13 protein-coding genes are annotated in these 14,113 nt (G+C 33.2%); all 13 read left to right on the top strand.

Annotated elements, in window-relative coordinates; genetic code table 11:
• Window positions 1–99 precede the first annotated feature (99 nt).
• The 13 genes from AC9UEH_RS11040 to AC9UEH_RS10980 all read left to right on the top strand — a co-directional run bounded on the left by AC9UEH_RS11040 (window position 100) and on the right by AC9UEH_RS10980 (window position 13,979).
• Complete coding sequence (locus AC9UEH_RS11040) at window positions 100–405, top strand: helix-turn-helix domain-containing protein (protein ID WP_509531774.1); 306 nt, start codon at window positions 100–102, stop codon at window positions 403–405.
• Window positions 402–1,292 (top strand): transcriptional regulator, encoded by an 891-nt coding sequence (locus AC9UEH_RS11035; RefSeq protein ID WP_509531772.1) that lies wholly within the window; start codon window positions 402–404, stop codon window positions 1,290–1,292. The genes AC9UEH_RS11040 and AC9UEH_RS11035 overlap by 4 nt, the downstream gene beginning before the upstream one ends.
• Window positions 1,225–1,506 carry a hypothetical protein gene (locus AC9UEH_RS11030; RefSeq protein WP_509531770.1) on the top strand — a complete coding sequence of 94 codons (282 nt, stop codon included), beginning with the start codon at window positions 1,225–1,227 and terminating at the stop codon, window positions 1,504–1,506. The genes AC9UEH_RS11035 and AC9UEH_RS11030 overlap by 68 nt, the downstream gene beginning before the upstream one ends.
• Entirely contained in the window at window positions 1,507–1,890 is a 384-nt protein-coding gene (locus tag AC9UEH_RS11025; protein WP_509531767.1) for a hypothetical protein, read from the top strand.
• A 21-nt stretch (window positions 1,891–1,911) separates the two neighbouring features.
• Entirely contained in the window at window positions 1,912–2,568 is a 657-nt protein-coding gene (locus AC9UEH_RS11020; RefSeq protein ID WP_509531764.1) for a hypothetical protein, read from the top strand.
• A 44-nt stretch (window positions 2,569–2,612) separates the two neighbouring features.
• Complete coding sequence (locus AC9UEH_RS11015) at window positions 2,613–2,939, top strand: DUF6660 family protein (RefSeq protein ID WP_509531761.1); 327 nt, start codon at window positions 2,613–2,615, stop codon at window positions 2,937–2,939.
• A gap of 94 nt (window positions 2,940–3,033) precedes the next feature.
• On the top strand, window positions 3,034–7,335 hold the full coding sequence (locus AC9UEH_RS11010) for a CusA/CzcA family heavy metal efflux RND transporter (RefSeq protein WP_509531758.1): 4,302 nt from the start codon (window positions 3,034–3,036) through the stop codon (window positions 7,333–7,335).
• 10 nt (window positions 7,336–7,345) lie between these two features.
• Window positions 7,346–8,512, top strand: coding sequence for an efflux RND transporter periplasmic adaptor subunit (locus AC9UEH_RS11005; protein ID WP_509531755.1), 1,167 nt, complete (start codon window positions 7,346–7,348; stop codon window positions 8,510–8,512).
• A gap of 17 nt (window positions 8,513–8,529) precedes the next feature.
• Complete coding sequence (locus AC9UEH_RS11000) at window positions 8,530–9,261, top strand: ZIP family metal transporter (RefSeq protein ID WP_509531753.1); 732 nt, start codon at window positions 8,530–8,532, stop codon at window positions 9,259–9,261.
• 27 nt (window positions 9,262–9,288) lie between these two features.
• Window positions 9,289–11,409, top strand: coding sequence for a heavy metal translocating P-type ATPase (locus AC9UEH_RS10995; protein ID WP_509531750.1), 2,121 nt, complete (start codon window positions 9,289–9,291; stop codon window positions 11,407–11,409).
• A gap of 90 nt (window positions 11,410–11,499) precedes the next feature.
• Window positions 11,500–11,868 (top strand): hypothetical protein, encoded by a 369-nt coding sequence (locus AC9UEH_RS10990; protein ID WP_509531747.1) that lies wholly within the window; start codon window positions 11,500–11,502, stop codon window positions 11,866–11,868.
• 158 nt (window positions 11,869–12,026) lie between these two features.
• Window positions 12,027–12,887 (top strand): DUF3347 domain-containing protein, encoded by an 861-nt coding sequence (locus tag AC9UEH_RS10985; protein WP_509531745.1) that lies wholly within the window; start codon window positions 12,027–12,029, stop codon window positions 12,885–12,887.
• Window positions 12,888–12,920: 33 nt separating this feature from the next.
• Window positions 12,921–13,979 (top strand): YncE family protein, encoded by a 1,059-nt coding sequence (locus AC9UEH_RS10980; RefSeq protein ID WP_509531742.1) that lies wholly within the window; start codon window positions 12,921–12,923, stop codon window positions 13,977–13,979.
• Window positions 13,980–14,113: the final 134 nt, after the last annotated feature.

The following is a 14,113-nucleotide window of genomic DNA, read 5'->3' as shown; positions in this document are numbered from 1 at the left end:
TAATTTATTTATCAAACAAATATACAAAAATATGAGCAATTACGGATATACATAACCAAAATATACAATTTTACAACATAACAATTTAAAATTTTAAAAATGGCAGTAGAAATCATTACTAGAGAAGACCTAAACGAATTTCGTTCACTCCTTTTAACAGACTTAAAAGATATGTTTAATTCGAAACCGCAACAGCAAAAACAATGGCTCAAATCCTCCGAAGTCAGAAAATTGCTAAATATTTCTCCAGGCACTTTACAAAATCTACGAGTAAACGGAAATATCACTTATACCAAAGTTGGTGGAATACTTTACTACTCCAGTTCCGATTTAGAAAAAGTATTAGAAGAAAATAAAGTCGATGCAACAGTTACTTTATTCAGTCCAAAATGGTTAGTGAGATGAATTACATAAAACACCTAACAGGATTCTTTGAGAAAGTGGCTATCGACAAAACTCTCAATCCAACACACGTCAGTTTGTATATGTCCTTGTTTCAATTTTGGAACTGCAATCGGTTCAAAAACCCAATCAGTATTTCTCGTGATGAGGTAATGAGGATAAGTAAAATAAGTTCCAAAGCAACCTATCATAAGTGTTTGAAAAACTTACATTCACAAGGTTATATTAATTATGAACCATCATATAATCCATTCAAAGGAAGCCTTGTTTACCTACTAAATTTTTCAGATGATTTAAAACCAATTGCCAAAAATGAAAAAATCACAACACCAAAAAATGAATCCCTTTTTGAACTGGTTAATGAACAAGTAGTGAACAAGCTCTGTACTAGTACTGGTACAACTAGTGGGACTGGTGCTGAACAAGCTCTAGTATCTTATATAAATAATACAAACATACCAAACATTTCAAACGATTTAAAGATTGTAAACTTGGACGAGCAAGCAAAAAAAATTGAAAATGATAATGGTTTTTTAAAAAGCGAAACTGCCGAAAAAGAAAAAAAGTTGCGCGAAAAAAAGAAATTTTTTTCGGATTCGCCGACACAATTAAAAAATAAAAACAGCGGAGGCAAAGATTTAAAGCCAACATTTGAAAATGTAAAAGCCTATTTTCTCGAACAGAACTTTCAAGAAATCGAAGCCATTAAATTTTTCAATTACTTCTCCAGCAATGGTTGGTTAGTCGGTGGCAAAACCCCGATGGTCAATTGGCAAGCCGCAGCACAAAATTGGATATTAAACGCACCTAAATTCATTTCAAATGAGCAATCCAACAGAGCAAAACACCTCAACACAGGAAACGATAAAGACTATTCAGAGCCATTATAGCTACACTGAAATAATTGTTTGGTTAGAGAAAAAAGGCATTGAATTATACGGAAATCATTTCAAAATACTTGAAAGCGACTATCCAATAATTTATAAACTTATCGCCTATTTTCTAAAAGATGAAGCAACTTGTTTTCAATACAGAATAGACCTCAACAAAGGAATTTTACTTTCTGGACCAGTGGGCTGTGGCAAAACATCACTTTTAAATTGAATGAAATACCTAACCCAAACCGAACATAAATTTTTTGTAAAATCAACAAGAGATATAAGTTTTGAATTTATACAAGATGGCTACGAAATCATTCACAAATACAGCAAAGGAAAATTATACGAATCGCAACCAAAAACAATTTGCTTTGATGATTTAGGAACAGAAAATAACCTAAAATACTACGGAAACGAATGTAACGTAATGGCTGAAATTCTATTATCTCGTTATGATATTTTCACAAGTAAAAAAATTCAAACGCATATCACGACAAACCTTTCGGCAAGTGAAATCGAGAATGTTTACGGTAATCGTGTTCGCTCTAGATTACGTGAATTATGTAATTTAATCGCATTTGAAAAACATTCTATCGATAAACGAAAATAGTAACTAACAAATTAAATCAAAATGAAATCAATAAATACATTCTGGAACTGGTTCCAAGATAATAATCAAATCATTCAAAACATAGTTGATGAAACACCGAAAAATCAAAAACAAATTAGTTTTTGGATAGATAAGCACTTGAAATTCTATATTAAAGAATTAGATTTTATACTCGTTTTTTCAAAAATAAAAAAAAACAAGTCCAAAATGATAATTACGGCAAATGGTAATCCAGATTACTTCTACCAAGTCGTAAATTTAGTGGACAATGCACCTCAACTCAAGAACTGGAAATTTACAGCATTTATTCAGCCATCATCAGAAATTGAAAAAATTATTAGTGGATTAGATGAACCTTACTTTTTTCAAGATATTACACTCAAAGCAAGTGAACTCAAATTTACGGCATTGGATTATGACGAAGAAAAATCAAGGTTAGATCTAATTTTTCACCTCAAAAACTACGCATTACATTGTGATAACAAAACGTTACAACAAGCAATTTTTATTGTTATTCAGGATTTATTAGGAGAGGAATCCCTGTTTCAAAATATCAATTTAGTCCAATTGGCACAAATGCCCGACAACGATAATGGGTTAATTCATTTGTACGAATTACAGTTTTATATTGATAAAATAAATGCTTTCCAAAAAAAAATCTTAAAAAGGTTAACATAATATTTTTTCAATAGCATAAAATAAAAAATCATACTTTTGCACTTGTGAAATTCTTAAACTTCATATTAGCAATTTATCTGGTGTCACTTTCGTGTATGCCTTGTGCTGATTTAGAAATAAATAGTTTCGCACACACTAATTCGGAATATACTTCAAGCCACAAAAATCATAATCACGACAAAGAAAACGATTTATGTCCTCCATTTTGTATGTGCAATTGTTGTGGTGCACAAGTTTTGAGTTATTTTCCTGAAATATCATTTAACTTTCCTCAAGTTACAAATAGTATTAAAACATCAATTCCGTCATATAAATCAGTTTTTGCTTCCAATTTCTACGGAAGTATTTGGCAACCACCTCAAATAGCATAATGAAACCCGAGTAATTTCGGGTTATAGAGTTGTGGGCTTTCCACAGTATTTAATGGGCGTTCGTGCCTAATTACTCATTCATTATACTATTACAATGATAAATAAAATCATTAATTTTTCCGTAAACAACAAACTCATTACAGGCGTTTTGTTGGCAATATTTGTTTTGTTTGGAATTTATTCATTCACACAATTAAGTGTTGATGCTTTGCCCGATGTAACCAATAATCAAGTGCAAGTAGTTACAAATACTCCTAATTTGGCTACACAAGAAGTTGAACAGTTTATAACCTATCCGTTAGAAACCGAGTTCAAATCATTGTCCGATATGGTCGAATTACGAAGTACAAGCCGTTCGGGTTTGTCGGTAATTACGATTGTTTTTAAAGACAATGTTCCAGTAAATATTGCTCGTCAGCGAGTAGATGAAAAAATAAAAACCGCAACCGATAATATCCCAAAACAATACGGCACACCAGCATTATTACCGCCTACAACAGGGCTTGGTGAAATATTTCAATATGTTTTAGTACCACAAAAAGGATATGAAGAAAAATATGACTTATCCGAATTAAGAACCATTCAAGATTGGATTGTGCGCCGTCAATTGTTGGGAACTGTTGGTGTGGTGGAAGTAAGTAGTTTTGGAGGAAAACTAAAACAATACGAAGTCTCCGTAAAACCCGAACGCCTTTCGGCTAACAATTTAACGCTAATAGATGTGTTTGATGCCTTGCAAAACAACAACGAAAATACAGGCGGAAGTTACATTGATAAAGGTCCAAATATCTATTTTATTCGTGGAGAAGGATTAATTCAAAACCTAGAAGACATAAATAATATTGTAGTCAAAAACAATTCGGGTGTTCCTATTTTAATAAAAGACATTGCCGAAGTTAAATTTGGTTTTGCACCTCGTTATGGAGCAATGACAAGAAACGGAAAAGGTGAAACTGTTGGCGGAGTAGTTTTAATGCAAAAAGGAGAAAACGCAGTACGAGTAATTGAACGGGTAAAAGAAAGAATGAAATCCATCGAAAAATCGTTACCTCAAGGTGTAAAAATCGATGTATTTGTTGATAGAACCAAACTAATTGAGAAAACTGTCAGTACGGTTTCAACCAATTTATTAGAGGGTGCTTTAATCGTTATTTTAGTTTTAGTTTTATTTCTTGGCAGTTTGCGTGCAGGCTTAATTGTAGCTTCTGTCATTCCTTTAGCGATGCTTTTTGCCATAATTATAATGAATATGTTCGGGTTAAGTGCCAACTTAATGAGTATGGGTGCTTTAGATTTTGGACTTATCGTTGATGGTGCTGTAATTGTGGTCGAAGCCACTTTGCATATTTTTTCAAGGCATTACAAGAACAATATTCTTTCTCAAAATCAAATGGACGATGAAGTAATTAAAAGTTCATCAAAAATTATGAGTTCTGCCATATTTGGACAAATCATTATCTTGATTGTTTATATTCCGCTATTTGTTTTAAGTGGTGTAGAGGGTAAAATGTTTATGCCAATGGCACAAACTGTTAGTTTCGCTATTGTTGGTGCATTAATACTTTCACTTACTTATGTGCCTTGGGCTAGCAGTATTTTTTTAAACAAAAAAATTAGCGACAAACCTAATTTTACCGATAGGTTTGTAAATAAACTAAACAATTGGTATCAACCTTATTTGGTTAAAGCTTTAGAAAGAAAGTTTGCAGTTATTGGTGTTGCAATATTCTTATTCATAACCTCATTATTTATATTCAATTCATTGGGTGGTGAATTTATTCCGGAATTAGACGAGGGCGATTTTGCAATGAATTTTACCATTCGCCAAGGTAGTAGTTTACCTCAAAGTATAGAAGTTGCTACTCAATTAGAAAAAATAGCAAGTACATTTCCTGAAGTAAAAGATATGGTAACAAAAATTGGTACTAGTGAAATTCCGACTGACCCAATGCCTATAGAAAGTGCTGATATTATTATGGTAATGAAAGACAAAAAAGAATGGACAACTGCCCACAATAAAGAAGATTTAGCCGAGAAAATGAACGAAAAAATGAGTGCAATTCCTGGTTGCAATTTATCGTTTGAGCAACCCATTCAAATGCGTTTCAATGAATTGATTGCAGGAGTAAAATCGGATATTGCTATAAAAATATTTGGGGATGATTTAGATAAATTGTTTTCAGAAGCCAATAAAGCAGTTCCGATAATTAGAGGAATTGAGGGATTAACCGATATAAAAGTAGAACAAGTTACAGGGATGCCCCAATTGGTTGTAAAATACAACCGAAATAAAATTGCGCAATACGGTTTGAATATTTCCGATGTAAACCGAATTTTAAATACGGCTTATGCGGGTGGAACAACTGGCGTTGTGTACGAGGGAGAGAAAAAATTTGATTTGGTCGTTCGTATTCCTAAAAACCAAAACACAGATATTGACGCTTTAAAATCATTATTAATTCCAACACCAAGAGGTAATCAAATCCCATTAAATGAGGTTGCTGAAATCACTTTTAAAACTGCACCATCACAAATAAGCCGTGAAGATGCACAACGCAGAATAGTGATTGAAGCCAACGTTCGTGGTCGTGATGTAGAAAGTGTAGTTTTAGAAATTCAACAAAAATTAGATGCCAAATTAAAATTACCCGAAGGCTATTTTATTAATTATGGTGGACAATTTCAAAACTTGCAAGAAGCAAAAGGACGATTGCAATTGGCTGTTCCTGTTGCACTTTTACTTATTTTCTTTTTACTCTTTTTATCATTCCGTTCGCTCAAAGAAGCTTCAATTATTTTTTCTGCAATTCCTTTGGCATCTATTGGCGGAATTATCGCTTTATGGGTTCGTGGAATGAATTTTAGTATATCAGCAGGAGTTGGTTTTATTGCACTTTTTGGTGTAGCAGTTCTAAACGGAATTGTTTTAATCAGTTACTACAATCAATTAAAAGATGAAGGCGAAGACAATCTTTTACAACGCATTTACAAGGGAAGTGCTGCAAGATTAAGACCTATTTTAGCAACAGCAACCGTAGCTTCATTAGGATTCTTACCAATGGCTTTAAGTACAAGTGCAGGTGCAGAAGTACAAAAACCATTGGCGACTGTCGTTATTGGTGGTTTGCTTACTTCTACGCTATTAACATTATTTGTTTTACCAGTTTTATATTATTTAGTAATGACACCAAAAAAGATAAAAGTAAATCCAAAAATTGCAACAATTGTGGTACTGTTTTTTAGTTGTTTTTCTTTCAATGCCAACGCACAAACGCAAACTTTTACTTTACAGAATGCGTTGGATTTAGCAACCAAGAATTATCCAACATTGCAACAAGCGACTTTGCAAACCCAGCAACAACAAGCATTAACCAAAACGGCAACTGTTCTTGACCCTTTCAATATCAATAGTAATTTAGGGCAAATGAACAGTAAAGCATACGATTATAATATCGGAGTTTCGCAAGGTTTTAGACTAACTAATAAAGCGAATAAGGATTTATTAAATCAAAATGTAGCAGTAGCAAAATCCTTTGAAGCAGTTACAAAAAATGAATTAATAAGAAACGTGTCAAATGCTTATTTCAATTGGCTTTACAATTTGCAACACTATAATTTATTGCTCGAAACAGATAACATTTTTGCCGATTATGAAAAATATGCCGACAAGAAATTTCAAGTAGGCGAATCAAGTAAATTAGAAAAAATAAACGCCACTTTGCAACGCAAAGAATTAAAAATGCAATTGGCAGAAGCCAATTCGCAAGTATTATTTTATTTGACTGAATTACAAAAGTGGACACGAAGCAACGAATCCTACCAAGCACCAACGAAATACGATGCTTTGCCCGAAATTAATGTTAGCGATAGTACATTGGTTAAAAATCATCCTGTTTTACAGTTTTTGCAACAGCAAATTATCGCTAAAGAATTAGCCATAAAATCCGAAAAAGCAAAAGCAAATCCATCTTTCAATTTGGGTGTAAATACTCAAAGTTTAGATAAGGAAAACCCTTTTTATTATGGTAGTGTAGGTATTAATATTCCTTTATTCAAAAACGGAATCAAAGCTAAAACACAAGTTGCAAAATTGGAAACCGAAATTGCAAAAAAGGAATTAGAAAAATCACAACAGGAATTGGCAACCATTTATTTGCAACAATTCCAATTGCAAAAACAATATTCCGAGCAACTCACTTTTTACAAAACAGAAGGTTTACCAATGGCAGAAACCATTGTAAATTCAGCACAACGGCTTTATAAATCGGGGGATATTGGCTATATCGAATATACCCAAAACCTAAAAGATGCCAACAAAATAAAAACTGATTATCTGATTGCAATGAACAATTACAATCAAACTATAATCAACATTCAATATTTATTAAACAAATAAAATTCTAAAGATGAAAAATAATATAGCAATAATAATCCTTTTGTTTTTGGGCGTAGTTTCTTGCAAGAATAATGATACCGAAGCATCAAAAGCCGAAACTTCAAAGGAAACAGTCACCGAAAAAGCCACAACAGCAGTTGTAACATTTACTGATGCACAAATAAAAGCCATCGATTTACAGTTGGGCGATTTTGAAAATAAAAACCTAACGACGACTTTAAAAATAAACGGAAAATTATCATTGCCACCACAATACCAAGCACAAGTAAGTATCTTGACTGGCGGTGTTGTTAAAAATATTTTCGTTCAAGAGGGCGAATTTGTAAACAAAGGAAAAACTTTGGCAACAATTGCCAATATCGATGTGATACAATTACAACAAGATTATTTAGAGAACAACGCTAATCTTTCGTTTCTAGAAAAAGAATACCAACGCCAAAAAGAGTTGCGTGATGATAACATCAACGCTGGGAAAACCTTCCAACAATCGCAAAGAGAGTTACAAATTGCACAAGCCAAAAAGGAAACCTTAAAATCTAAATTGGCACAATTAGGAATTAATGCCAATAATTTATCTTCTAAAAATATCGCTTCAAATATTGCTATTTCAGCACCAATAAGCGGTTATATTCAACACATCAATTTAACAATGGGGAAATTTGCCGATGCAAACGCTGTACTATTTGAAATCATCGACAATCGATTTTTACATTTAGATCTAAAAGTTTTTGAAAAAGACATCCATAAAATCAAAATCGGACAAGAAATAAGTTTTAGTGATGCCAACGATGTTTCGCATTCTCACCCAGCTAAAATTTACGCTATCAATAAAGCTTTTGAACCGAACGAACAAGCCGTATTGGTTCACGCTAAAATAAACGAAACCACCGAAACAGTTTTACCCGGAATGTATGTAGAAGCAAGAGTGAAAATCGACAATGCCAATACAACAGCATTACCAACAGAAGCGATTGTAAACAATGGCAACGACCATTTTATATTTGTAGCAACAGGCAAAAATACCTTTCAACAAATAAAAGTAAACATTGGCGCAACCGATTTAGGTTATACAGAAGTTAAGGCAATCGATGAAGTTCCTGCAAACGCAAAAGTAGTAATCAAAGGAGCGTATTATCTTTTATCAGAATTAACCAAAGGTAGCGGAGAAGAAGAATAAATTTAAATACAAAAATAATGACAAATATTTCAGAAGTTTATTTATACGCATTAATCCCTGTAATTTCTATCTTAATTGGGGGACTTACAGGATTATTTACAACTCCAAGTGGGGCATTCAAAAGTTCGGTTTTGCACTTTGCAGGCGGTGTAGTTTTCTCGGTAGTAGCCGTAGAATTATTGCCCGATATTATCAAATGCCACAAACCTATCGAAGTGGCAATTGGTTTTGGTTTAGGTATTTTTACAATGCTTGCAGTAAAGTTTTTTGCAGAAAAATTTGAACAAAAACAAGATGGTAAAACAAATAAAAATGCGTTACCAATGGGATTATTGGTAGCGTTAGGTATCGATTTAGCAATAGATGGGTTGCTTCTTGGCGTAGGTTTTGCAGCAGGAAATACCGAAGGAATTTTATTATCCGTTGCCTTGGCATTAGAAACATTTTCGTTAGGATTAGCAGTAGTTCTCGCTTGTATCGATTGCAATTTTACAAAACAAAAAAATCTACTTATTTTATTAGTTTTAGGATTAATATTTTTTGCAGATGCCATTTTAGGAATTACACTTTTATCAGGATTGTCTCAAGAATGGTTAAAATTGGTTTTGTCCTTCGGGCTAGCCGCTTTATTGTTTTTGGTAACCGAAGAATTACTAACAGAAGCACACGAAGAAAAAGAAACCCTTTTACAAACAGCAATGTTTTTTGTAGGGTTTCTTATATTTCTAATAATTGGAATGGTAGCATAAATAAAAACTTTTAAAAATGAAATATCTATGATAAATACAGATCCAAAACACAAGCATATTTATGACGCACAAGGCAAAATGACTTGTTGCTCACAAGAAGAAAAAATAAACAAATTGGCTGATAAACCTCTAAAAAAGAAAGTCCAAAAAGACAGTTGCTGTGGCGATAACGAACCTGTAAAAACAACCCACAAAAAAAATGACAATCACGACGATGGTCACGACCACGATGCCCACAGCCACGACGAACATACCGACGATGACGGACACGACCATTCAGGTACAGACCAAACCACGTTTCAAATGTTCTTGCCAGCAATCATTAGTTTTACATTGTTACTTATTGCAATTGGTTTTGATAATTATTTTCCGCAATCGTGGTTCACAGGTTACGTACGATTGGGTTGGTATATTTTGGCATACCTTCCAGTAGGTTTTCCAGTGCTCAAAGAAGCATTTGAAAGCATTAGCAAAGGCGAAATATTTTCAGAATTTCTATTAATGTGCATCGCAACTATCGGAGCATTTTCAATCGGACAATTTCCCGAAGGAGTTGCAGTAATGTTATTTTATGCCATTGGCGAAATTTTTCAAACATTGGCAGTACAACGAGCCAAATCAAATATCAAACTATTATTAGACCAACGACCAGATGAAGCAACGGTTTTGATTAACGGAAATGCAACAACCAAAAAAGCGTCTGAAATTACCATTGGCGAAATCATTCAACTCAAATCGGGCGAAAAGTTAGCATTAGACGGAAAACTTTTAACCGATAATGCCACATTCAATACATCAGCACTAACAGGTGAGAGTAAACCCGACACCAAACTAAAAGGCGAAGCAGTTTTGGCAGGAATGATAAATTTAAACACCATTGCACAGGTTGAAGTTACGACAGCTTACACCGATAGTAAACTGTCTAAAATACTCGAAATGGTGCAAGAAGCAACAGCCAAAAAAGCACCGACAGAATTGTTTATTAGAAAATTTGCCAAAATTTATACTCCAATTGTTGTGTTTTTAGCCATTGCAATTTGTGTTTTACCGATGCTTTTTGTCGATAATTATGTGTTTAGAGATTGGTTGTACAGAGCATTAGTTTTCTTGGTTATTTCGTGTCCTTGTGCGCTAGTTATAAGTATTCCGTTGGGTTATTTTGGCGGAATTGGTGCAGCGAGTAAAAACGGAATTTTGTTTAAAGGTTCTAGCTTTCTCGATATAATGGCATCTATTGAAGTGGTTGTTATGGATAAAACAGGAACACTAACCAAAGGTGTTTTTAAGGTTCAAAAAGTAGTAGCAGTTGATATTTCCGAAGCCGATTTAGTAAAATTCACATCAGCACTCGAAACCAAATCAACCCATCCAGTCGGAACTGCAATAATCGAATATGCAAAAGGGACAGAAAAAAATGCAATTGTAACCGATGTTGAAGAAATTGCAGGACACGGATTAAAAGGCAAGGTAGATGGAAAAGAAATCTTGGCAGGAAATGTAAAATTGATGAAGAAATTTAATATCAGTTATGATGTTGAAATCGACAATACACCATTTACAATTATTGTTATTGCAATCAATCAAAAATATTCTGGCTATTTTCTAATTGCAGACGAAATCAAAGAAGATGCAAAACAAGCAATAGAAAGTTTACACAAAATAAACATTAAAACCGTAATGCTCTCGGGCGACAAACAAGCTGTTGTAAATGCCGTTGCTAAAGAACTGAATATTGATTTAGCTCACGGCGATTTATTACCCGAACATAAAGTTGAAAAAGTCCAAGAACTAAAACAACAAAACCTAAAAATCGCATTCGTTGGCGATGGTGTAAATGATGCACCTGTTGTCGCTATTGCCGATGCAGGAATTGCAATGGGTGGTTTAGGAAGCGATGCAACAATTGAAACAGCCGACATTGTAATTCAAAACGACCAACCTTATAAAATCTTTACAGCTATCAATATTGGTAAAAAGACAAAACAAATCGTTTGGCAAAATATCGGTTTAGCATTTACAGTAAAAGCAATCGTTTTAATACTTGGCGCAGGAGGATTAGCAACTATGTGGGAGGCAGTTTTCGCAGATGTAGGAGTAGCATTATTGGCTATTTTAAATGCTGTTAGAATTCAGAGAATGAAGTTTTAGTGAAATTTTTTATTGTTATACTACATTTTAACAATTGATTAGCAAACAAAAAATATAATTTGATTACTTTTGATTCAAATTAAAGCACAAATGAATAAATTTCACATTTTAGCAATTATAGTATTTGGTTTCTTACTGATGCCAAATAATACTTTTGCGTGTGGAAATAGCTCAAATAAACATTCTTGTAAAAAAGAAGTTTCATCAAAAACAGACAAAGAGGATTGTTGCAAAGGTGATAGTCATTCTAAAGGTAAAAATAGCGATGGTTGCGCAGGAAAATGTGGACATTCCAAATGTGGTTGTCCAGCAGCAAGTAATGGTTTTACAATCGTTTATGAAATAAAATTTAAAAACAATACTTTTGATTTTTCTTCCGAAAAACAAAAAAATTCTCATTCAGAGACCTATATATCTTCTGGTTTCTATTCACTTTGGCTTATACCAAAAATAAGCTAAATTCCAATTCTGATAGCCATAATTGTATTTAATTGATAACAATTAACGCTTTCAAAATCATTTATTTTCTCGGTTAATTTCAATTTCAAAATGATGACATTGCTATAATTTCATTTTGTTATTGTTTAACTAATTCAATTCAAAATTATTTATATACAATGAATTCATTAAAAAAAATAATGATGACAATAATACTATTGTTATCAATCGTGGTATCTAATGCACAAATTAAAAATGCCACAACAGAAACTGTAAAAGTGTACGGAAACTGTGGAATGTGCGAAACCAAAATAGAAAAAGCAGGAAATCTAAAAAATATTGCCAAAGTAGATTGGAATGAAGATACAAAAATGGCAACGCTTACTTACGATGCTAAAAAAACCAATCAAGACGAAATACTAAAACGTATTGCTTTGGTAGGTTATGACAGTGATAAATTTCTTGCTCCAGATACAGCTTTTTCAAAACTTCCAAGCTGTTGTCAATATGATCGTGTGGCAAAAGTTCCTGTAAAAGTAGATGCAATAGCCGGTGAGAGTATGCCAGCAAAAACCGAAATGGATATGGCTAATCATTCTACAACTACTGAAAACCAAATAGTAAATCAACTAAAACCAATTTTCGATAATTATTTTTTATTGAAAGATGCTTTAGTAAAAACAGATGGTAAAATAGCTTCTGAAAAAGCAACAGCATTATTATCTTCAATTACTGCCGTAAAAATGGAAAAATTAAAAATGGACGAACATATGGCGTGGATGAAAGTGTTTAAAGATTTAACAACCGATGCAAAAAGCATTTCAGAAACGCAAGATGTTGAAAAACAAAGAAATGTATTTAACTCATTATCCAAAGGAGTTTATGAATTAATAAAAGTTTCTAAACCAACAGAAGCAGTTTATTATCAATACTGTCCAATGAAGAAAATGAATTGGTTAAGCAAAGAAAACACAATCAAAAATCCCTATTTTGGCTCTCAAATGTTGAGTTGTGGTAGTGTGGTAGAAACAATTAAATAAATAATCAACAATAATTTTTTAAATTTTTAAACAATGAAAAATGCAATTTTTATCGCCTCCGCAATTGGAGCATTAGTTTTAACATCTTGTAGTAAAAAAGATGATATGAATATGGATATGCCAATGGCAGCTGTAAATGTAAATTATCCAGCAGCTTATGTTGTCAATGGCGAAGATGCAACAGTATCTGTAATCAAACTATCAACAAATGAAGTAACTGCAACTATTCCGTTAATGGGAACAGGAACAGATATGATAATGTGGCCTCATCACATTTCATCACACGAAAATCATTTAGCAATTGGAGTACCAGGAATGGATTTTAGCGCAGGTCACGCAGTAACTGGAACAATGTCTGGAAAATTATTAGTAATTGATGCGATGACTGGTGCAATTGTCAAAAATATGAGTTTGCCAGTAATGAACCACAACACCATTTATTCCCCAAACGGTACAGAAATTTGGGTTCCTCAAATGGATATGACAGGTAAAGTTTTGGTTTATGACGCAACAACCTACGCTCTGAAAAATACAATTACTGTGGGTATGATGCCAGCAGAATTAACATTCTCATCAGACGGAACAAAAGCGTATGTTGCTAATGGCGATGATGACAATGTTTCGGTAATCAATGTTACAACAAAGGCAGTTATAGCAACAATTACAGTAGGTAACAATCCAGTTGGTGCTTGGACAGGAACTAACGGACAAATGTTTGTAGATAATGAAGACGGACAATCTATTTCGGTTATAAAAGTAGCTGACAATACAATTGCTCAAACTATAGCTTTAGGATTTATGCCAGGAATTGCTTCGCACAACGGAACAAAAAGCGAGTTATGGGTTTCTGATCCAATGGCAGGAAAAGTACATTACTGGACTTGGGACACAACTATGATGAATTGGATGCACGGCGGAGCTTTCAATACTGGTGCTGGTGCTCACGCAATTTCATTTACTATGGACGGAAATACGGCTTATGTAACCAATCAAACGGCAAATACAGTTTCTGTTATAAATGTTACAAATCATACCGTTACTAAAACTATTGCTGTAGGTAAAAAACCAAATGGTGTTGTAATAAAAATGTAAATTTTACAACTCTATAAAATAAATCTGTAATATTCTAAACATAAATCTATTGTAATATTATATGTTTAAATTAAAGCAATATGGATATGCAAATAAAACCCGCAGTATTAGTTAAGCAACATTTTTAAAATTAT

Origin of the sequence: Flavobacterium sp., from assembly GCF_040402835.1 — a bacterium.
In the GTDB taxonomy this organism is placed as follows: Bacteria; Bacteroidota; Bacteroidia; order Flavobacteriales; family Flavobacteriaceae; genus Flavobacterium.
Note: the sequence above shows the minus strand (reverse complement) of the source record. Positions and strands in the feature narration are given on the sequence as shown.